General features: G+C 43.1%; 19 protein-coding genes. 9 read left to right on the top strand and 10 right to left on the bottom strand.

All coding sequences use genetic code 11. From position 1 onward, the window contains the following. Positions 1-69: 69 nt before the first annotated feature. The gene (gene maiA / locus H0262_RS05780) at positions 70-714 is read right to left on the bottom strand and encodes a maleylacetoacetate isomerase (RefSeq protein WP_198010350.1); all 645 of its coding nucleotides are present in this window, start codon (positions 712-714) and stop codon (positions 70-72) included. 172 nt (positions 715-886) lie between these two features. Between maiA and H0262_RS05775 the strand changes: the two genes are divergently transcribed. Further along, the gene (locus tag H0262_RS05775; RefSeq protein WP_149409533.1) at positions 887-1,747 is read left to right on the top strand and encodes an IclR family transcriptional regulator; all 861 of its coding nucleotides are present in this window, start codon (positions 887-889) and stop codon (positions 1,745-1,747) included. Between the two features lie 64 nt (positions 1,748-1,811). Here the strand turns inward: H0262_RS05775 and H0262_RS05770 are convergent, their stop codons facing one another. The 4 genes from H0262_RS05770 to H0262_RS05755 form a co-directional block, all read right to left on the bottom strand. Continuing rightward, a complete protein-coding gene (locus tag H0262_RS05770; protein WP_149409532.1) occupies positions 1,812-2,387 on the bottom strand; it encodes a VOC family protein in 576 nt (191 codons plus the stop codon). Positions 2,388-2,537: 150 nt separating this feature from the next. Then, positions 2,538-3,827, bottom strand: a complete 1,290-nt coding sequence (gene fahA, locus H0262_RS05765) for a fumarylacetoacetase (RefSeq protein ID WP_181210040.1) — start codon at positions 3,825-3,827, stop codon at positions 2,538-2,540. Between the two features lie 376 nt (positions 3,828-4,203). After that, positions 4,204-5,400, bottom strand: a complete 1,197-nt coding sequence (locus H0262_RS05760; RefSeq protein ID WP_011513886.1) for an amino acid aminotransferase — start codon at positions 5,398-5,400, stop codon at positions 4,204-4,206. A gap of 188 nt (positions 5,401-5,588) precedes the next feature. Continuing rightward, positions 5,589-6,518, bottom strand: a complete 930-nt coding sequence (locus H0262_RS05755; protein ID WP_181210039.1) for a LysR family transcriptional regulator — start codon at positions 6,516-6,518, stop codon at positions 5,589-5,591. A gap of 154 nt (positions 6,519-6,672) precedes the next feature. On the opposite strand from H0262_RS05755, the gene hppD reads away from it, so the two are divergent. The 4 genes from hppD (at position 6,673) to nhaC (ending at position 10,808) form a co-directional block, all read left to right on the top strand. Next, positions 6,673-7,773: a 4-hydroxyphenylpyruvate dioxygenase gene (gene hppD, locus H0262_RS05750; RefSeq protein ID WP_181210038.1), complete on the top strand. Its 1,101-nt coding sequence runs from the start codon at positions 6,673-6,675 to the stop codon at positions 7,771-7,773. A 205-nt stretch (positions 7,774-7,978) separates the two neighbouring features. Next, positions 7,979-8,854 carry a phenylalanine 4-monooxygenase gene (gene phhA, locus H0262_RS05745; protein WP_181210037.1) on the top strand — a complete coding sequence of 292 codons (876 nt, stop codon included), beginning with the start codon at positions 7,979-7,981 and terminating at the stop codon, positions 8,852-8,854. A gap of 95 nt (positions 8,855-8,949) precedes the next feature. Further along, positions 8,950-9,291, top strand: coding sequence for a 4a-hydroxytetrahydrobiopterin dehydratase (locus H0262_RS05740; protein WP_020443697.1), 342 nt, complete (start codon positions 8,950-8,952; stop codon positions 9,289-9,291). 92 nt (positions 9,292-9,383) lie between these two features. Next, positions 9,384-10,808: a Na+/H+ antiporter NhaC gene (gene nhaC, locus H0262_RS05735; RefSeq protein ID WP_181210036.1), complete on the top strand. Its 1,425-nt coding sequence runs from the start codon at positions 9,384-9,386 to the stop codon at positions 10,806-10,808. 32 nt (positions 10,809-10,840) lie between these two features. Here the strand turns inward: nhaC and H0262_RS05730 are convergent, their stop codons facing one another. Beyond that, the gene (locus H0262_RS05730) at positions 10,841-11,761 is read right to left on the bottom strand and encodes a LysR family transcriptional regulator (RefSeq protein WP_181210035.1); all 921 of its coding nucleotides are present in this window, start codon (positions 11,759-11,761) and stop codon (positions 10,841-10,843) included. Between the two features lie 228 nt (positions 11,762-11,989). On the opposite strand from H0262_RS05730, the gene speB reads away from it, so the two are divergent. The 3 genes from speB to H0262_RS05715 all read left to right on the top strand — a co-directional run bounded on the left by speB (position 11,990) and on the right by H0262_RS05715 (position 16,209). Further along, complete coding sequence (gene speB / locus H0262_RS05725) at positions 11,990-12,958, top strand: agmatinase (protein WP_181210034.1); 969 nt, start codon at positions 11,990-11,992, stop codon at positions 12,956-12,958. A 119-nt stretch (positions 12,959-13,077) separates the two neighbouring features. After that, positions 13,078-14,823 (top strand): 5-guanidino-2-oxopentanoate decarboxylase, encoded by a 1,746-nt coding sequence (locus tag H0262_RS05720; protein WP_181210033.1) that lies wholly within the window; start codon positions 13,078-13,080, stop codon positions 14,821-14,823. A 120-nt stretch (positions 14,824-14,943) separates the two neighbouring features. After that, on the top strand, positions 14,944-16,209 hold the full coding sequence (locus H0262_RS05715; RefSeq protein WP_259275414.1) for a YjiH family protein: 1,266 nt from the start codon (positions 14,944-14,946) through the stop codon (positions 16,207-16,209). Between the two features lie 550 nt (positions 16,210-16,759). Here the strand turns inward: H0262_RS05715 and H0262_RS05710 are convergent. The 4 genes from H0262_RS05710 to H0262_RS05695 form a co-directional block, all read right to left on the bottom strand. Next, complete coding sequence (locus H0262_RS05710) at positions 16,760-17,368, bottom strand: nitroreductase family protein (RefSeq protein WP_149409524.1); 609 nt, start codon at positions 17,366-17,368, stop codon at positions 16,760-16,762. Between the two features lie 135 nt (positions 17,369-17,503). Beyond that, positions 17,504-18,214: a pirin family protein gene (locus H0262_RS05705; protein ID WP_181210032.1), complete on the bottom strand. Its 711-nt coding sequence runs from the start codon at positions 18,212-18,214 to the stop codon at positions 17,504-17,506. Between the two features lie 239 nt (positions 18,215-18,453). Then, positions 18,454-19,176 carry a YoaK family protein gene (locus tag H0262_RS05700; RefSeq protein WP_133104535.1) on the bottom strand — a complete coding sequence of 241 codons (723 nt, stop codon included), beginning with the start codon at positions 19,174-19,176 and terminating at the stop codon, positions 18,454-18,456. A 77-nt stretch (positions 19,177-19,253) separates the two neighbouring features. Continuing rightward, positions 19,254-19,643 carry a DoxX family protein gene (locus tag H0262_RS05695; protein ID WP_181210031.1) on the bottom strand — a complete coding sequence of 130 codons (390 nt, stop codon included), beginning with the start codon at positions 19,641-19,643 and terminating at the stop codon, positions 19,254-19,256. A gap of 149 nt (positions 19,644-19,792) precedes the next feature. Between H0262_RS05695 and H0262_RS05690 the strand changes: the two genes are divergently transcribed. Further along, positions 19,793-20,698, top strand: coding sequence for a LysR family transcriptional regulator (locus tag H0262_RS05690; RefSeq protein ID WP_181210030.1), 906 nt, complete (start codon positions 19,793-19,795; stop codon positions 20,696-20,698). The last annotated feature ends 44 nt before the right edge of the window (positions 20,699-20,742 follow it).

Genomic DNA, 20,742 nt, shown 5'->3' with positions numbered 1-20,742 from the left:
AAATGGCAATAGCACCACTATATTTCCAGAAAAAAGCCTCCTAAATCGGAGGCTTTTTTGCAGCTTATATCAAGCATTTGGTGCATCAGGCTGCACCATAGGGTCAGCGTCGGCAAAAGCCTTTAATGTTCGACAGTGGGCGTCGATCGCAACGATATTTGGATAAGCACTGAGATCTACCTTGAAGCGTTCGGCAGAAGAGACCTGCGGAATCAGATAGCAATCTGCAAAAGTAGGGCTGTCGCCATAGCAGAATTTACCGCGTGTTTTGTCTTGTGCCAAGCGTTTTTCGAGAGCGTCAAAACCTTCACTCATCCAGCGATGGCACCAAGCCATGACTTGATCCTCATCTACTGACAGCTCATTACGCAGATACTGCAAAATACGTCGGTTATTTAGCGGATGGATATCACAGCCAATCATAGCGCTCAAAGCCCGTACTTGCATGCGACCTGCTGCGTCTTTGGGCAACAGAGGATGCTCAGGATAGACCTCTTCTAACCACTCCAAAATAGCAGGACTTTGATACAACCATAAATCATTTATTTGTACGACGGGTACCAAGCCTTGAGGATTAATAGATTGAAAGACGGCTTCTAATTGTTCATCTTTTGCTAAATTAACCGCAATGTAATCGTAATCTAACTGCTTTAAATTCATTGCGATACGTGTACGGTAAGAGGTACTACTGCGAAAGTAGCCATAAAGTGTCATCATAGTGCATTCCTTTTATTATGCTGTGTTGTGAGTAAGATAAAGGGTTATAATTACTGAGCTTATTAATGTCTTAAAGAGTAAAAGATACCTATTATGACATTAAGTCTTTATTTCAATTTTCTAATATTGTATTGATAACGCATTCAGTTAATCATTCACAGAGTAAACCATGCCAGCAGCTGAAAACCTGATAGAAAATATTCCTACGATGAATAAAAACCAAGGCGGCGTACAATCGCTTGAGATTGGGCTGTCGATATTAGACGTGCTCATCGATTGTAACGAGCCAATGATGCTAAAAGATATTGCACAAGCCATGCAAATGCATCCAGCAAAGTGCCACCGTTATTTGGTCAGTCTTATTCGTAAACACTATGCTCGCCAGCTCAGTGATGGACGTTATGGACTTGGTGATAGAGTTCATGCAATGGGTGCGCTAGGAGCAGTAGGTCATAATGGGTTTAATCAAAATAATATATTGGATCGTCTGACGTATATTGCTAATGAGATTAAAGACACGCTGAATTGCGGTGTACAAATCGCTAAATGGTTTAGCGAAGGTCCTATTATCATTCAATCTGTTGAACCAGATAGCGCTATTAGTATTATTACTCGTATCGGATCGCGTATGCCCTTGACCACGTCGGCGACAGGTCATTTGTTCGCAAGCTATCAGCCAGATACCATTATCAAACCCTTGGTCATCGCAGAATGGCAGGCGAAGCAAGAGCAAGCAATAACAGAGAAATGGCAGCACTTTAACCAGTTGCGAGCGAAAGTTCGAACCCAAGGCTATGCGACTGTTACTGGTGATATGTTAATGGGGATTAATGCGATTACTATTCCCGTTATCATACCGCAGCTATCAACCACTGCGAATCTATATGACAAAGACAAACTATCTGTTGAAAGTTTGTCTTTGGAGTATGCCATTACTATCATTGGTACCACAGAGCAGTTGCCCATGAGTGAGCAGCATAATGTGGTCGAGCAAATATTAGCAATTGCACAGCGTTATCAAATAGTGTAGCTCGTAAAATAGCTAAAAATTATCTTAGCCATTTTATAAAGAATAATCTAAACGCTAAAAAATATTACTCACCAGCAGGCGCGACTTCTCGTGCTTCAGCCAGCTCCTCTGCATGTAGAAACTGGGTATGAGCGGGTGCGCGTTTGGTACGTGACCATTCGTCCAGCATCTCATACTTCATCTCTTCAGTAATCATTGAAACTTTTTCTTCTGAGGTAATATCATCGTAAGTAAGCTCCATACGATGTCCATTTGGATCAAAGAAATAGATAGAATGGAAGATACCATGATTCGTCACACCAACCACGTCGATGCCGTTTTCTTCCAAATGCTTTTTAGCTGCCATTAAGGCATCACGGTTTTTTACCTTCATCGCTAGATGTTGTACCCAGCTTGGCGTATTAGGGTCAAAGCCCATTTCAGGCTGATTAGGCACTTCAAAAAATGCCAATACATTGCCATTGCCCGCATCTAAAAACACATGCATATAAGGGTCAAAGGCTTTGGTCGAAGGTACATGATCCTCAGCGAATGCTAGGATGAAATCCATATTCAGATATTTTTTATACCATTCCACGGTTTCTTTAGCGTCTTTGCAGCGATAGGCCACATGATGGATTTTTTCAATTTTAAAACTCATATCAAACTCCTTTTGATAGGGCGTACAATTTGTATCAATCGGTTGGCTGTTAGTAATTATGAATATAAATCATTACTAACAGCGTAACTCTATCGTTTGCACGCCTTTTTATACATAAACGTTTACTATATACAGGTCGACAAATAAGTACTATTTGTCAAAATCGAAGGTAAGTGCAGGCAATACTTTGCCGCGTACTTCACCAAAGCCAACACGAATACCGTCTTTTTCGCTATAACCTTTCATGATGACCGTGTCACCATCTTCAATAAAGCTGCGTGTCTCACCGCCTTGGAGGGTGACAGGTTTGGTTGCATTCCACGCAATCTCTAACATCGAGCCATAAGAATCAGGCGTCGGTCCTGAGATAGTCCCTGAACCCATCATATCGCCCACTTCTACTTTACAGCCAGTAATAGTATGGTGAGTCAACTGCTGTGCCATTGACCAGTACATATATTTAAAATTGGTTTCGCAAACCACCGTTGCTTCTTCAGCATTTTCTGGCAATAGTTCTACTGATAAATGGATATCGTAACTATTATTGCTATCTTTTTCGTTCAGATAAGCAAGCGGCTTTGGTTCTTGCGTTGGGCATGGCATCTTGAACGGTGCTAAGGCTTCCATCGTCACAATCCAAGGAGACACTTCAGAGGCAAAAGTTTTGGCGTTAAATGGACCTAACGGCACGTATTCCCATTTTTGAATATCACGAGCTGACCAATCGTTGAGCAAAACCATACCGAAAATATGATCAATAGCATTATCTACGGCAATTGGTTGACCAATATTATTACCTTTGCCAACGACAAACGCCGTTTCAAGCTCAAAGTCCAGACGCTTACAAGGTGAGAAAATAGGGCGGTCATCGGCATTGGGTTTTAGCTGACCCGATGGACGTATCACATCTGTACCACTGACGATGACGGTGCTGGCGCGTCCGTTATAACCTACTGGCATCTCAGTCCAGTTAGGCAGTAAGGCATTACTTGGGTCACGGAACATAGTACCGACGTTGGTTGCGTGTTCTTTAGACGAATAGAAATCGGTAAAGCCGGGCACTTGAACCGGCAGATGCATGGTGACGTCTGATTGTTGAAATAGGGCTTTTTGCTGCAAATCTGTGTTGTCACGTAAAGTATCGCAATCACTAGAGAGTAGCGTTTGAATCGTTTTACGCGCTTTGCTCCAATTGTCTCGACCAGAATCAATAAAGGCATTTAACGTGTTTTGACCGAAATATGAACCACCGTCTAAACTCAATAACCCTTCGGCTTCAAGTACTGATAAGTCTAATACTTGCTCGCCGATAGCGATACCAGCGCGACGTTTGCCGTCGGTGCTGTCACTAAAAATGCCATAAGGCAGGTTATGAATAGAGAAGTCAGAATCGGTTGCGATATCGAGGAAAGATGAGAGGTTTTTGTCAATCGTTGACATGATCGGCTCCTTGCTAAAGCGAATATTAAATTACGTTATAATTAACTACTTACGTATAATGTAATTTATAGCGTAATCGATTGCAAGTTTTTTTATGTGCTCGTCCTATAAATTGATTGAGTTTTGACCGAGACTAAAAGCTATAGTCAGTGAAAAGTCATATCAACACATTAGGTACTGCTGGTATCAATTTTTCTTGCTTGCTGTGCCTATGCAGACAGAGGCTGTAAAAAATTTGTACCAGCAGTACCGTAGCGTTTTGACTATATTTGCCTTTTTTGCTAAAAATATCACCACTACGAAATCCAACGCATGAAAAAAGGCTAAGTAACGATACTTAGCCTTTGTTTATATTTTAATAAAAGCGATGAGGGAATTAATCTTTTAAAACGTCAACCATCGCATTGGCAACATAGTCGATATTGGTACTGTTTAAGCCGGCAACACACATACGTGAGTTCGATACCATATAGATACCATACTTGCTTTGTAGCTGAGCAACTTGTTCAGGCGTTAGACCTGTAAAGCTAAACATACCGTTTTGTGCGGTCAAGTAATCAAAGCTACGACCTGGGATTTTTTCTTCTAATACTGATTTGAGTTTGGTACGCATAGATTTGATACGGTCACGCATCGCATATACTTCGCCAACCCATTGCTCATGTAGCGCTTCGTCGTTCATAACGATATCAACCACACGACCACCATGTGATGGCGGGCTTGAGTAGATACGACGTACCGTAGAGTTCAGCTGACCAAAGACGCGATCAGTTTCATCTACCGTTGGGCAAACAACTGATAGACCACCGACACGCTCGCCATATAGCGATAAGTTTTTAGAGAATGAGTTGCTGACAAACAATGGCAGACCCATATCGACGGCTTTACGAATCGCGTAAGCATCGCTGTCCATATCTTCGCCAAAGCCTTGATAAGCGATGTCCATAAACGGAATCAGCTCGCGCGCTTGAATGACGTTTAGTACTTGATCCCATTGCTCACGAGTCAAATCAACGCCCGTTGGGTTATGACAGCAAGGATGAAGAAGCAGAACGTCATCTTTATTCAATGTCTCAAAAAACGCGATCATCTCATCAAATTTGATGCCACCAGTAGCAGTATCGTAGTACGGGTATTTACCGACTTCGACGTCAGACCCTTCAAAAATAGCAATGTGATTGCCCCATGTAGGGTCGCTCACGTAACACTTAGACTGCGGGAACCATTCGTGGATGAATTCTGCGCCGACTTTTAGTGCACCAGAACCACCGATGGTCGCGATAGTAGCCACTAAACCATCTTGTAAAATCTGAGCGTCTTTACCGAACAGCAATTCTTGACAGCCTTTGCGATGTCCTGGTAAACCTGCCATTGGTAAGTACGGACGCGGCGAGATAGGGTCAGCAATACGTTGTTCAGCGGTTTTTACACACTCAAGTACTGGCATTTTGCCATCTTCGTCATAATAGACACCGACACCCAAATTGACTTTATCTGGGTTGTTATCGGCTGCAAATTTGTCCATCAATCCTAAGATTGGGTCGCCGGCATAGTAATCGATACGTTCAAACATGTGTTTTCCTTACAAGGGATATAAGTACAAAGGTATAAGTTGAGGCGCTAAAAAGCATAAACCAGTTTGGGCATTAACTCAATGTTAGATTCCATTATCCTCACCAATTCATGCATTTTTTTGCCTAGTGATGCCATTTTCTTGAATCATGGTTTAAATTGCTTTGATAAAGGGTATAAAGTTGCCTGTTAAATATTTTGCAAATCATCAAAATGGCTCGCAAAGTAGCCCTGCAAAAAATGCTTAAAAGCGATACTCGCCGGCGATAAAGCTCGCGATGAACGTTGGTAAATAAAGAATCGGCGCATTTTGACAGGTTGCGTCAAAGGTCGCATCTGCAAACCATTAGCGCTAACCCAGTCTATCACCTCCGGCATATAAGGCAGACACAAGGTAATGCCAAAGCCTTGACGGGTCATCTCGAGCGCCGTCGACATAAAATTTACTTTATAGCGTGCTTGTTGTATGTGGTTTGCGATGCGCTCATCAAGCTCTGCGGTCACTTGCTCAATAAATGGACCTTGCAGGGTAATGAGCGGCGTATCAATCAAATCTTGCCAAATAATCTCAGATTTACGTGCCAGCGCATGACTATCAGGCATGACCACACAGAATGGCAGCTGATATAACAAATCGGCGCTGATGTCATCTTCAGCGTCCATAAATTCAAGCTCAGTGCCCACGCCCAAATCTACCTCAATGTTTTGAATGTGTTCTAAGACATTTTCTGCTGAGCAATCGAGCAAAGACACGCTAATCTCAGGATATTCTTTGGCAAACTGAGCGATAACCGCTGGCATAGAGGAGGCCGCAAACTGTGATACAGCGAGCCTGACCTGACCTTGCGCTAAGCTCGTTAAGCTACTGGCTTCATTCTCAAACAGCTGCATCTCATTTAAGATGCGCCGAGCTTGCGGCAATAGATGTCGTCCAACTGCGGATAAAGACAGCTGGCGTGTGGTGCGATCAAACAACACAATGCCAAGGCTAGATTCAAGCTCTTTTATCAATCCACTAACGGCAGATTGGGTCAAATGCATCTGGTCGCTGGCACGAGTAAAGCTGCCGTTGTCAGCGACTTTGATAAAAGCGGTAAGTTGGCGAATGCTGATATTCATAAGTAAACCTGATAAATAAATCAAAAAATACGATTAGTCTTATAAATCAAGCTAATCTAATATAAATGAATCGTCAATAGGAATGATTGATGAAACTTATTTTTTGCTAATTTTTAGCGCTTTATACCACCAATTGCAATTAAGGATGATGACAATGGCAGATTTATTTGACAACCCTATGGGTCTACAAGGCTTCGATTTTGTTGAGTTCGTCTCACAAGAGCCTGAGCTTGTCGAAGAGCTGTTTCGCAACCTTGGCTTTACTCATGTCGCCAATCACCGCTCAAAAGATGTTGCCTTGTTTCGCCAAGGAGACATCAATCTCATCTTAAACCGTGAGCCAAAAAGCCATGGTAGCTATTTTTTAGGTGAGCACGGTGCCGGTGCCTGTAGCATGGGTTTCCGTGTAAAAAATGCCCAGCAAGCTTATGATTTAGCGATCGAAAACGGTGCTGAGCCAGTCGATGTCAAAACAGGGGTGATGGAGTTACGTCTGCCAGCGATCAAAGGTATCGGCGGCTCGCTCATTTATCTTATCGACCGCTTTACCGCTGGTAACTCTATCTATGACATCGACTTTGAATATCTGCCTGATGTTGATAAGCATCCAAAAGGCTTTGGCTTCAAAGTCATCGATCATCTAACGCATAACGTCTACCGTGGGCGCATGGCTTACTGGGCTGACTTCTACGAGCGTATCTTTAACTTCCGTGAAATCCGCTACTTCGATATCAAAGGTGAATATACTGGCTTGACCAGTAAAGCGATGACTGCACCTGATGGCAAAATTCGTATCCCATTGAACGAAGAGTCAAAGCAGGGCGGCGGTCAGATCGAAGAGTACTTGATGCAATTTAATGGCGAAGGTATCCAGCATATCGCGCTATTGAGTGATGACTTATTGTCTAGCATCGACAAGCTAAGAGAGATGGGTATTCCACTCATGACGGCACCAAATGATACTTATTATAAGATGCTTGATGAGCGTCTACCAGGTCATGGCGAGAATATCTCTGAACTACAGATGCGCGGTATCTTGTTAGATGGTACAACTGAAGGCGATGTTCCGCGTCTGCTACTACAGATTTTCTCTGAAACCATCTTAGGCAGCCCAGTATTCTTTGAGTTTATCCAGCGTAAAGGTGATTACGAAGAAGGCTTCGGCGAAGGTAACTTTAAAGCATTGTTTGAATCTATCGAGCGCGACCAAGTACGCCGCGGCATGGTTGGTCAGATAGAGACAGAAGCGCCATAATTTTCAGAGATGTTTTAAAAGTGCCTTTAAAAAAGCACTTTTAAACAAGTATCAAAAGGGCAAGATGAAAGGGGTTTATCTTGTCCTTATTACCTTTGTTACTCTGCTATTAATAATAAACGTTAAAAGCGAGGCAGATAAAGTGAATAAAGCAAATGACTGATACCAAGGTATTGGACTCATTGCAATATTAAGGAAACTAGGCATGGAAAGCCGTCACCAGACAACTGCGTACATAAAGCCTCTCAGTAGCAATTCGTTAAGCACTGAAGCTTCTACTCATCATTTAACTCAGAAGAAGCAACCTTACGTATCGCGCCAGCCAGATAATCATGGTCATATTCATTATAGTGACGATGAAAACGCGATGTGGCAAGCACTGCTTGAACGTCAAGCCAAGCAAATACCCAATCGTGCCAGTTCAGCCTATCTTGAGGGTTTAGAGAAACTCAAGCTACCAGCAACGCATATTCCGCAACTACAAGATATTGATGAAGTATTGCAAGCCAGTACTGGTTGGCAAACCGCTGCTGTACCGGCGTTAATCAGCTTCGGTAAATTCTTCAAACTCTTAGCTGATAAACGCTTTCCGGTTGCGACCTTTATCCGCCGCTTTGATGATATGGACTATATAGAAGAGCCAGATATTTTCCACGAAATCGTCGGGCACTGTCCGCTGCTGACCCATCCTGCGTTTGCAACTTTTAATGAGACTTATGGCAAGCTTGGTCTCAATGCGACTAAGCAAGAGCGTCTTTATTTAGCGCGCTTGTATTGGTTCACCATCGAATTTGGTCTAATGGGCGCGACCAAAGAAACCCGCAAGATTTATGGTGGCGGCATTTTAAGCTCACCGTCTGAAACCATCTATGCCCTAAGCGATGAACCGGACTGTCGTGCGTTTGATTTGATTGACGCATTGCGCACGCCTTACCGTATTGATCAAATTCAGCCTATCTATTATGCAATTGACGATTTGGATACGTTATTTGATATCGTGAATAGCGACATTATGGGCGCTGTAAAAAAGGCGATGAGCTTAGGACTGTTTGAGCCAACATATGCTATCAAAACCGCTTAATAGATAGTGCATTTTTTATAAGTAATAAAAGAACCAACGTCAACACGGACGTACATTCATTAAAAAACTAATAGTTAATATAAAAGGATATTATCATGACGACATTATCACAAGCCAGCTGTGAAGCCTGCCGTATTGGCGCACCGACAGTCAGCGACAGCGAAGCAACAGAGTTATTACAACAAATTCCAGAGTGGACGTTGATTGAAATCGATGGCATCAAGCAATTACAGCGTCAATATAAATTTAAGAATTTCGTTTTAGCAATGGCATTTGCCAATGAGCTTGCTGAGATTTCTGAAGCAGAAGGGCATCATCCGGGCATATTGGTAGAGTGGGGCAAGGTGACGGTCACTTGGTGGTCGCACAGTATTAAAGGTTTGCATCGCAATGATTTTGTCATGGCAGCCAAGACCGACAGCTTACTCACCAAATAATCAGAGTAGCAATACTGCTAGCAACTGATTAAACTTGTCACCCTAAAATCAAACCCTGTTGCCAGACTCTACTGGCACTCTAAGGATGTGTGATGCCTCCAAAAATTCTAACCCAAATTTCACCGCAACTGGCATTTATGATTTCAGCCATTGTCATTGCTATCATGGGCGTTACCATGATTGGCTTTGGCTGGGTACCGCATTTATCATTAATCCTCGCTATCTGTGTCCTGCTAGGCATTGGTATATTTAAAGGATTAAGTTTTGATGACATGCAAGCGCAAATGGCATCCGGCGTTATGCGCGGTATTGGTGCGATCTATTTATTCTTCTTTATCGGTTTGATGGTCGCCGCTTTGATGATGTCTGGTGCCATCCCAACGCTGATGTATTTTGGTTTTGAGCTGATATCTCCGCAGTATTATTATATCTCCGCCTTTGTATTGACCTCTATTATCGGTATTGCTTTGGGCAGTAGTTTGACGACTGCTGCGACGCTTGGCGTGGCTTTCATTGGTATGAGTGATGCCTTTGATGCTAACGTTGCGATAGCGGCAGGCGCTGTGGTATCAGGGGCGTTTTTTGGTGATAAAATGTCGCCATTATCGGATACTTGTACCATTGCTTCAGCCGTTGTAGGCATCGATTTGTTCGAGCATATACGCAATATGATGTATACCACAGTGCCGGCATGGATATTGACTGTCATACTATTTTGGTTTTTCTCTGGACAGACGGCTGGCTCAGATTTAAGTCAAGTAACGGTGCTAAAAGGACAATTGATTGACAGTGGTTTGGTACATGGTTATGCGGTATTGCCATTTGTGGTCTTGATTGCGCTGGCGCTATTTCGAGTTAATGCCATTTACACCATTATTTGTACCATTGCTGTGGCAATTATTATTACTTATATGCATAGCACGCCAAACGTTGGGCAGTTGGGCGGTTATTTCTTTGCAGGTTATACACCCGCAGAGTCATTGGAGCTTGGTGAAGTGGGCGGTATGCTGTCGCGTGGCGGTGTGCAAAGTATGTTCTTTACTCAAGCCATCGTGATATTGGCGCTGAGTTTAGGCGGATTGCTGACGGCGTTGGGTATCTTGCCAGCATTGTTATCTGGTATTAAAGACAGTTTAACGACAGCAGGACGTGCTATTTTTGCTGCCGCCATGTCAGCACTCAGTATCAATGTCCTTATCGGTGAGCAGTATTTGAGTATTCTTTTATCGGGTACGGCATTTCGTCCGACGTTTGAGCGCTTGAACTTGCATCCAAAAAATCTATCACGCACCATTGAAGATGCTGGTACAGTTATCAATCCACTTGTACCATGGAGTGTGTGCGGTGTGTTTATCAGTCAAGCGTTAGGCGTGCCAGTGCTTGATTATCTACCTTATGCGTTCTTCTGCTATTTATCATTGCTATTGACGATATTGTTTGGCTTTACAGGGATAACGATTACGCGTAAAGATGGGTCTAGCGTCCGTAAGCATCAAAAAGTACAAGCAGTTAATTAAACAACGGCTACATAAACCCCTTTAAAGAATATTCATTCTTTAAAGGGGTTTTTTCGTAATAGGCTAATCATCTGCTCTAAAAAATCAGCGACGTGCTTATGTAAGTTTTCTCGATAAGCCCAATGATGCTTGACCTCATAACTTGCCTCATTGGGCAACAGTATTTTCATCATCCCCATCTCTTCATAACGCTTTGCCAAATCATTGGGCAAGTAGCCGACATGATGACCCGCTAAAATTAATTGCGCGGTTGCCTCCATATGATAAGTGGTGGCGCTTAAAGTTTTTGGGCGGACATGATTGATACTCAAATCAGTAATATAGCCTCGTTTTATCCATGGATAGTTTTGTTCCAAACCCTCAAAGGTTAAACCTTCTGCCTTATAAAATAGCTGATGCTCACGTCCACAGCAAACCACTTGCTTTTCGATAAATGCTGGCTGGAAAGTTAATAGGGGCGGGAAGCTGCCAAAATATCCCACGCCAATATCACTTTCATTACTTAAAAGCTTATCAAGCATACTCTCAGGGCTTTGCACATCGATAGAAAAATGTATCAATGGATTATTACGATAGCTCGCAGCCAAGCACTGACGTAACGCATCATAAAAAACCGTTGGCATCTGATCGATCAAACATAATCGAATATGACCGCCACGCACCGAATCCAGTTGCCGAATATAATGCAATTGATGCTGAAAGCTGGCCACTGCTTCATTAAAGCTTAAGCAAGCCTCGTAAACCGCTGCCCCATCTTCTGTCAGCTTAAAACCCGCGCGCCCACGATGACACAGTGTCATTCCCAAGCGATCTTCTAAATGGGTCAAATGACCGCTGATGACAGACAGCGTGACATTTAAGCGTGACTGCGCGGCGGTCACGCCTTGGCACTCCACGATGGCCATAAAGCTCCGCAGGGTTTTGATGTCAATTTTTATCAATTCATCTAGCATCGAAAGTCATGTCCCTGTATTCATTGTCTTAACCGATTTTTTTATAAAACTTCTATAAATAACGAATAAATCAAAGTTACTACGAAAAATCAGAAGTTTACTTCTAAATTTTACCATGGTCTCGCCTCTGATATTTAGGTATTGTCAGAGCCATAGAAAAAGTGACATAGACAAAAAGTAATATAGACAAATTGTCTGTTTTGACGAATCAATACAAGGATGTGAGTGATGAAATTCAATCAACCATTAAGTGGCAACGACATGCCAAGATTTGGCGGCTTTGCGTCTATGATGCGCCTGCCAACTCAGGCGGATGCTGAAGGACTGGATGTGGCGTTTGTGGGTGTGCCTTTAGATATTGGTGCGTCAAACCGTAGTGGTGCGCGATTGGGTCCACGACAAATTCGTGATGAATCACGCATGATTCGTCCCTATAATGTCGCCACTCGTGCTGCGCCTTTTGAGTCTTTACAAGTTGCTGATATCGGCGACGTGCCTATCAATACTTTCAACTTGCTAAAAAGTATTGATATCATCGAAAAATTCTATACCGATAAAATCGTCAGTCATGGCGCTATTCCTTTAACGTTAGGCGGTGATCATACGATTGCACTGCCTATTTTGCGTGCGCTCGCCAAAAAACATGGCCCTGTCGGTATGGTGCATATCGATGCGCATGCTGATATCAATGATGAGATGTTTGGCGAAAAAATTGCCCATGGTACGCCGTTCCGCCGCGCAGTTGAAGAGAACCTCATCGATGGTAATCGTGTGGTACAAATTGGTTTACGTGGTACGGGTTATAGTGCTGAAGAGTTTGATTGGTCAACCGAGCAAGGTTTTCGCGTAGTGCCTGCTGAGGAATGCTGGTACAAGTCGCTGACACCATTAATGGCAGAAGTGCGCGAAAAATTAGGCGATGGCCCAGTATATTTAAGTTTCGATATTGATGGGATTGATCCTGCGTTTGCACCGGGTACGGGAACCGCTGAAATCGGTGGTCTGACATCCACTCAAGGTATTGAAATCATTCGCGGTATGCGCGGCCTTGATGTAGTTGGTGGCGATTTGGTCGAAGTATCACCGCCGTATGACCCGTTTGGTAACACCTCGGTACTAGCCGCGAACCTGCTATTTGAGATGCTATGTATCCTACCGGGTGTGCGCTATGACGATAAGGTTAAAGCCATTTATTGAAAATAATTTATAAACCCAAACTGCTCTTTACAAGGAATTAAGGGCAGTTTGGGTTTAGCTTGGATTTGATACTGAACGACTTATTTAATTGCTATTGAATTTTTTAGGATGATTAACTCATGACGCATTCTCTACAAACGCCTTCTTCATTGCCAAATTCCGCGCCAACTGCCTCATCTCTAACTTGCGGTGAGCTACTCGTACAGTGGCTAGAATATTACGGGGTGGAGACGGTATTTGGTATTCCGGGCGTACATACGGTCGAGCTATATCGTGGCCTGCCCAATACCGATATCCGCCACGTGACACCGCGTCATGAGCAAGGCGCAGGCTTTATGGCCGATGGTTATTACCGCGCGTCTGGCAAAGTCGGGGTTTGTTTTATCATTACCGGTCCCGGCATGACCAACATCATGACGGCAATGGCGCAAGCATTGGCAGATTCTATACCGATGCTGGTGATATCTAGTGTCAATAAAGTGCAGCATACCGGTAGCGGTGAAGGGCACTTGCATGAGCTGCATGATCAGCAAGGTATGGTCAGTAAGGTTGCGCTTACGAGCAAAACTATTTGGCAGCCTGAGTCGCTACCCAAAGTCATCGCAGAAGCTTTTGCCTTATTCAATGGTGCACGTCCGGGGCCAGTGCATATCCAGCTACCAATCGATGTGATCACCGCTGATGCCAGTCATGTCGCCAAGCCGCCTGATTTAACGCCTTACTTGAATAGTCCGGCAACCAGCCAAACTGATGCGAATAGCTCAACGCTGCCTCGAGTAATGAGACCGCTACCTCATCCTGCGCAATTGGATTTGATTATTGAGCAGCTAAAAAGCGCAAAAAATCCAGTATTGCTCTATGGCGGTGGCTGCGTTGATGTTAATCATGACGCACAAAAATTGGCAGAACTTATCGATGCGCCCACCTTTTTGACCATTAATGCCAAAGGTTTACTGCCACCTGCTCATCCGTTGAGTTTGGGTAGCAATCAGTCATTGGCTGTTGGTCGCGCCGTCATTAGCGAGGCCGACTTAGTATTGGCGATTGGTACTGAGCTTGGCGAGACTGATTATGACGTCTTCTTTAACGGTGGCTTCCAAATCAATGGCACGTTGATTCGCATTGACTGCGATGCCCAGCAATTACAGCGTCCTTTTCGAGCAGATATTGCGCTATTGTCTGATGCGCAAATGGCTATCAGCGGTTTATGTACGCGCTTAGAAAATCAACCGCTGAATCATCAAGCCCTCGTGAGAGTAGCAAAAGTAAAGCAAGCATTAATAGAGGAAATGACACCAGACTTTGCTGGTCAAAATGCGCTGCTACAGCTGATTCGAGATGAAGTAAAAGACGTCATATTCGTTGGCGATTCAACCCAGCCTGTTTATAGTGGCAACCTTGGTTTTGAGGCTTTAGCCACGCGCCGATGGTTTAACTCATCGACTGGCTTTGGCACTTTGGGTTATGGTTTGCCTGCTGCGATTGGTGCCATGATTGGCTCAAAATCGCCGGTTGTGAGCCTGATTGGCGATGGTGGCATTCAGTTTACTATCGCAGAACTAATCTGCGCCGCCGAGCTTGAGCTGCCATTGATTGTGCTGTTATGGAACAACCAAGGTTATGGTGAGATTCGCCGCTATATGGAAGAGGGTGGCCTGCCACTGATTGGGGTCAATATTAAAACCCCGAACTTTGAGCCATTAGCAGCAGGATTTGGCGCAGGTTATCGCAGAATTACAGCCAAACAGCAACTGCTCGACGCATTGCAAAAAGACATTAAAGGCACACAACCCATCATTTATGAAATTGATGAAGCTGATGAATTTCTTCTTGAAATGGGTAAGACGTTTACCTGCTTTAGCTGAATATTGATTTGTACTAAAAAAAATTAATAAAATTAGATCCGACCAATTCGCTCAATCCGAGCATTGGTCAGACCACCAAAGGGAAAAATTGGTGATCGTCGCTTATCAAGGAGGAATCAGATGTCAAATGTTATTGATCAATCGCAGCAGCCCATATTGAGCAATCATGTTAGTGTGTCAGAGACCCCGCAAGGCGCACAGTGGCGCGCCGCAATGTGGAAGTTCTTGCTGTTTTCAGCATTGGGTATTGCCTTATTTATCATCCCGTTTCAATGGGACGGCAAGGTTACTATTTTATTGGGCGTACTGACCGATACCTTGCAAGCATTGATTGGAGGTTATGTTGTTTATGCAGTATTGGCAATTGTTACGACATCCTTTATTGGAGCGCTGGCAGTTAAGGTATTAAGACCCAATTTGCATGAAGGCTCTATGCGCGCAAAGTTGTTTGATGTTGATTGGTTTTGGCTTGCTGCGCGGTTTTTAGGGGCGCTATTTGTTTGGATGATTTACCTACAAATCGGTCCTGAGTTTATTATCAACCGCAATACCGGCGGCGTGATTTTTGAAGATCTGATTCCGATTTTGATTCCTTTGTTCTTCTTTGCCATTTTATCATTGCCGTTTTTGACCGATTTTGGTTTGATGGAATTTTTGGGTACCTTGTCGAGTAAGGTGTTTGTCAAACTGTTCCGGTTGCCGGGTCGCTCAGCCGTCGATGCTATGTCTTCTTGGTTTGGCGCCGCATCTATCGGTTTGCTTGTGACCATGCAAGAGTATGATAAAAGCTACTACAGTCAGCGCGAAGCAGCCATTATCGCGACGACTTTTTCAGTTACCTCCATTGCTTTTACCTATGTGGTTGCCAAAACCATCGGCGTCGACAATAACTTTGTATATTTTTATCTGACCATTGCTTTAACGGGCTTTATCGCCGCCATTATTATGCCACGCATACCGCCACTATCTTTAAAGCCTGACACTTATCACTCAGGTAAGAGCATGCTTGATGAAGAGATTCCGACTGAGTACACCACCTATCAATGGGCGCTCAACCGTGCCATCACGCGCGCGCACTCTATGCCAAGCCTAGGTAAAGTTTTTAAACACAGACTAAAGAACTTGTTTGATATCTATTTTGGCTTGATTCCAGTGGTTTTTGCTATCGGTACCATCGGTCTTGGCTTAGCTGAGTATACACCTGTGTTTAACTGGTTGTCGGCACCGCTAGTACCACTGCTTGAGTTGCTAAAAATTCCAGAAGCAGCAGAAGCTGCTCCAGCGATGATTATGGGCTTTGCCGATATGTATTTGCCTGCTTTGGTCGGTAAAAGTATTGAGAGTGAAATGACAAGGTTTATCGTCGGTGCTGCTTCTATCACCTAGATTATCTATATGTCTGAGGTAGGCGCGCTGATTCTAAAATCAAATATTAAGCTGAATGTGCTAGAGCTATTTATGATTTTTATTCTGCGCACGCTGATCAGTTTAGTGGTTATTACTACCGTGGCGCATCTGTTGTATTAAAAAATGTGCTTGTGCGTAATGCTATGCCAGCAGTCGGTTGTGCCTGATTAAAGGTAGCTATTGAAGCGGTAGACCGAGATGATGAGAAAGATACTGATGCATTATATGACCCAAATTTAGGAGAGGTGATTACTAAGACCAGACTGAGCACAAAAGCCCACGTAGATATGGCAGTGGATGTCGCTACTCAAGCCTATCAGTCTTACACCCGTTAATATCTGTGCGCTTATTGTCCCGTGGAATTTTGCAATGGTAACCATTCTTGGAAATTAGCCCCTGCATTGGCTGCAGGCTATACCGTACTGTTTAAACCAATAAAGAATGTCAAAACAATAAAACCGCTAAGATATTTCGATAGCGGTTTTATTGTCTATATTGTGAGCAGCTTAGTATTGAAAACTATGCGATATTAACCGAATACTTTCATGCGCTCTTCAACAGGCTTAAACGTTTTGTCGCCTGCAGGCTGTTCGATAGCACCAAATACCATTTGAGCGTTTAGCGTCCAGTCTTTGTCAATATTCCATGCTTCAGCAACTTTGTCATCGATAATAGGATTATAGTGTTGCAGATTTGCGCCAACGTCGATACTGGCCAAAGCCGTCCAAATAACATACTGATGCATCGCGTTGGTTTGATGTGCCCAAATGGGGAACTTATCCGCATATAACGGCGCGTTTTCTTGCATGCTTTTCACGACACTTTGATCTTCAAAGAACATGATTGTACCTGCACCCGCCTTAAAGCCCGCGATTTTGTCTTTTGTTGACTTAAACTTCTCTTCATCACCAACGATTGCATGTAGCGTTTCTTCAGTGATATTCCACAGTTTCTGATGCTCTTCACCAAACAATACGACAACACGCGTCGATTGTGAGTTAAACGACGACGGCGTATGCAAGATTGCATGCTCAACCAACTTAACGACTTCGTCATTCGATACGGGCAATTGATTGCTCAACGCATAGATAGAACGGCGTTTTTCGGCAAGTTGTTGTAAGGTATTTAGGTCTGACATAGTATTTCTCCACATGGTTAATATAAATTGATTCGAACTAATAAATGATCGGTACTATTAATGGTTATATTCAGTATCTGCACTTCCAATAATTATCCTTTAGTATAGATAAATTAAAATGCGTTGAAGCGTCCATTAGCTCATTGGTACTTCCATTAGCAATACTTTAGCATCATCGATGACGTCCATCGTAAAGTTCTTAGTATCCCAAACACCAAGGCCATCGCGGGTATCCAAAGTGTTACCGTTTACCACGGCTTTACCGCTAATGACAAAGACATAAACACCATTGTTAGGATCTTTTAGCTGATAGGTATGGGTAACACCTTTATCAAAATCGCCCATGCTAAACCAAGCATCTTGATGAATCCATACCCCTGCGTCGTCCGCATTGGGTGACAATACTTGATTGAACTCGTTTGGCTTTAGGATATCGTCCATACGGATTTGCTGATAACGAGGCTCAACGTTCATTTTATTTGGGATAACCCAAATCTGTAGGAACTTCACCTCTTCCTTGTCATCGCCATTCATTTCACTGTGCGTGATACCAGTACCTGCTGACATTACTTGGATTTCACCGGTTTCAATGATGCCATTATTACCGATGTTATCGCCGTGACCGAGCTTACCTGATAAAGGAATACTGATAATTTCCATATCGCGGTGTGAGTGCTTACCAAAGCCTTGACCACCAATGACGAAGTCATCATTGATGACGCGTAGCGCACCAAAACCCATACGTTCTGGATTATGATAGTTAGCAAAGCTAAAAGTGTGCTTGCTTTTTAGCCAGCCATGATTGGCATTGCCACGAGAGTCTGCTGCATGATAGATCGTTTTCATAATTTATCCTTAGATATTAATAGGTTAAATGTCTATAAATTTATTATTAATTAACTTATTTAAACAATGGGTCTATTATAATTGTTGTCCTATAATAGATAAACAACGTTAAATGCAATTAACTATTCTTTTTTTTAGCACAATTGGATGGCAGAGATAGCGCCACATATTCATAGTGGAACCATGGATTCTATAACAGGGTCAGTTGCATAAACGGTTGCTATAAGCCCAAAAATCCATTACGCAATATGTTGTAAAAAGTCTCTATCACGCGCCCTAACTGATAGATACAGCACGGGCAAAACAAATAAGCCTACTGCCCAAAAACTTAGCTGCATATATAATAACGCACCCACTAATGCACCTACTAAAAAGCTAGATACCAATACTGAGCTGTGTGCCAGTTTTTTGCGATTGTCGGCTGTGCGATTGACCAAGTAATCGGTCAGATTGATACCCAGTTGCGTAGTATTACCCGTCATCAATACTGTCGGACTCATATGCTTAATCACCGTTTTACTAGCGGTATTACGAATCGCCAGCGCAATTAAGCCTAATCCACCCGTTATCGCCACGGTTATATCACCAGCATCGACAAAAGGCTGATAGTACAAACCGGCAATCATAAAAGTGGTCAGAAAAAATGCTTCCGCTAAGAATAAATGGCTCAGCGTTAGCTGTTTATTTTTACTATGGTCAATAAATATCTTGGTCACCATGACCGTCAAAATAAATAACGGTAAGGCGGCAAGTTTAATCCATAGACCGGCTTCACCTTTCACCAAGCCACTGCCCGCCATCACCAAGTTACCCGTGACATGTGCGGTGAAGAAACCAAACAAGGTGATAAAACCAATGGTATCAATGGCACCGCCAACCACTGTCAATAACACAGGCGTTTGATGACGCTGCCAAAAACTTGGTAAGTTATCATTAGATGGGCTATGAGCGTTAGTTGTCATGATAAGGAGCTGTCATAAGTATAAGTGAGTATAAATACACGTTTAACCATTGTTTTCTTATTTTTAGTTATAGGCAATTATCTACGCGTGTTGCTGTGATCAATCGAATAAGCGCCTGCACCATGAACAAAAATCATCAAGAACCCACCTGCTATCGCGATGTTTTTCATAAACGGGTTCATTTGTGATTCATCAATCCAGAACTGATGAAAAAGCAGTGCTGATATGATGTTAAAACCCACGAACAATAACGCAATCAGGCGTGCTTTGAAACCAAGCAAAATAGCAATGCCACCAAATAACTCAAGGGCAATCACCAACGGTAATAGCATACCAGGTACGCCCATCGACTCCATGTAACCTTGAGTAGCAGCGTAGCCTGTGATTTTGGTAAAGCCTGAAAAGATAAAAATCATTGATAAAAATAGGCGACCAATTGGGGCGCTAAGCTCTTGTAATTTATCCATAGTAATTCTCCAAAATGCCACAATGTGGATCTAAATCGTTTGTATGTCGCTAAGTAATGATTATATTTTAATTGTTGACCACGTATAGATAAACCGTGATAATCGCAAATAACAGTTCTTATTTAGAGAACAGTCAAGGAGCATCTTATATGGGACAATTAGAAGACATGGCAATGTTTGTACGCATTGTTGAAGCCGGCAGCATCACAAAAGCCGCTGAGCAATTAAATATTGCCAAATCAGCCGTTAGCCGTCGTCTCAAGGATTTAGAGACGCGCTTGGGTAGTCAACTTATTAGCCGCACCACGCGCCAATCCAACTTAACCCAAGCCGGTGAGCAGTATTACCAAAAGGTGAACAATATACTGAGCGAAGTTGACGCCCTAAACGAAGAAACTAGTGGTGCGCCCACGCGTATCGAGGGCACCTTAAAAATGACCGCGCCATTGTCATTTGGCTTGATGCATCTAAATGATGTCATTGATGAATATGCCAATCAGCATCCCAATTTGAACTTTGAGCTCGATTTCTCTGACCGGCATACAGATTTGGTTGAAGAAGGATTTGAATTGGGGATTCGTATTAGAGAACTGCAGGACTCGAGCTATCAAGCCAAACGTCTGGCGCTGATTCGCTATACCTTATGTGCCAGCCCTGAATATTTGAGTAAAATGGGCACACCAACCACCCTAGAAGATTTTGCCAAGCATGAGTTTTTACAATACGGTTTAAACAAATCCAGCACGATAGAGCTCATAGATGAGCAAGGTAAAAAGTACCAAGTCGCTATCAACTCAAAGATAAAGGTCAATAATGGCGACTTTTTACGAGAAATGGCGGTAAAAGGTCATGGAATCGCTTTTTTGCCCAATTTTATTACTTACAAAACCTTAGCCAGTGGTGCACTTGTGCCCATCATGCAGCAGTATCAATTGCCGACTTTAAATGCTTATGCTGTTTATCCTAAAAACCGTTTCTTATCGCAGCGCTGCCGTTATCTAATCGATTTTATCGCTGAGCGTTTTGGCGATGATCCGTATTGGGATCGTTTTTAACTTTGTTTATGCGTTGGTGTTTGTTTTGGCTAAGTTTGTAATGC

Source organism: Psychrobacter sp. D2, from assembly GCF_013608135.1.
Taxonomy (GTDB): Bacteria; Pseudomonadota; Gammaproteobacteria; order Pseudomonadales; family Moraxellaceae; genus Psychrobacter; species Psychrobacter cryohalolentis.
The sequence above is the reverse complement of the archived record's forward strand: the minus strand, read 5'-3'. Positions and strand labels throughout refer to the sequence as shown.

Bases quoted from the DNA above. Each gene is read 5' to 3' on its own strand.
- maiA (WP_198010350.1), bottom strand. From the start codon at position 714: ATGACACTTTATGGCTACTTTCGCAGTAGTACCTCTTACCGTACACGT.
- H0262_RS05775 (WP_149409533.1), top strand. From the start codon at position 887: ATGCCAGCAGCTGAAAACCTGATAGAAAATATTCCTACGATGAATAAA.
- H0262_RS05770 (WP_149409532.1), bottom strand. From the start codon at position 2,387: ATGAGTTTTAAAATTGAAAAAATCCATCATGTGGCCTATCGCTGCAAA.
- fahA (WP_181210040.1), bottom strand. From the start codon at position 3,827: ATGTCAACGATTGACAAAAACCTCTCATCTTTCCTCGATATCGCAACC.
- H0262_RS05760 (WP_011513886.1), bottom strand. From the start codon at position 5,400: ATGTTTGAACGTATCGATTACTATGCCGGCGACCCAATCTTAGGATTG.
- H0262_RS05755 (WP_181210039.1), bottom strand. From the start codon at position 6,518: ATGAATATCAGCATTCGCCAACTTACCGCTTTTATCAAAGTCGCTGAC.
- hppD (WP_181210038.1), top strand. From the start codon at position 6,673: ATGGCAGATTTATTTGACAACCCTATGGGTCTACAAGGCTTCGATTTT.
- phhA (WP_181210037.1), top strand. From the start codon at position 7,979: ATGGAAAGCCGTCACCAGACAACTGCGTACATAAAGCCTCTCAGTAGC.
- H0262_RS05740 (WP_020443697.1), top strand. From the start codon at position 8,950: ATGACGACATTATCACAAGCCAGCTGTGAAGCCTGCCGTATTGGCGCA.
- nhaC (WP_181210036.1), top strand. From the start codon at position 9,384: ATGCCTCCAAAAATTCTAACCCAAATTTCACCGCAACTGGCATTTATG.
- H0262_RS05730 (WP_181210035.1), bottom strand. From the start codon at position 11,761: ATGCTAGATGAATTGATAAAAATTGACATCAAAACCCTGCGGAGCTTT.
- speB (WP_181210034.1), top strand. From the start codon at position 11,990: ATGAAATTCAATCAACCATTAAGTGGCAACGACATGCCAAGATTTGGC.
- H0262_RS05720 (WP_181210033.1), top strand. From the start codon at position 13,078: ATGACGCATTCTCTACAAACGCCTTCTTCATTGCCAAATTCCGCGCCA.
- H0262_RS05715 (WP_259275414.1), top strand. From the start codon at position 14,944: ATGTCAAATGTTATTGATCAATCGCAGCAGCCCATATTGAGCAATCAT.
- H0262_RS05710 (WP_149409524.1), bottom strand. From the start codon at position 17,368: ATGTCAGACCTAAATACCTTACAACAACTTGCCGAAAAACGCCGTTCT.
- H0262_RS05705 (WP_181210032.1), bottom strand. From the start codon at position 18,214: ATGAAAACGATCTATCATGCAGCAGACTCTCGTGGCAATGCCAATCAT.
- H0262_RS05700 (WP_133104535.1), bottom strand. From the start codon at position 19,176: ATGACAACTAACGCTCATAGCCCATCTAATGATAACTTACCAAGTTTT.
- H0262_RS05695 (WP_181210031.1), bottom strand. From the start codon at position 19,643: ATGGATAAATTACAAGAGCTTAGCGCCCCAATTGGTCGCCTATTTTTA.
- H0262_RS05690 (WP_181210030.1), top strand. From the start codon at position 19,793: ATGGGACAATTAGAAGACATGGCAATGTTTGTACGCATTGTTGAAGCC.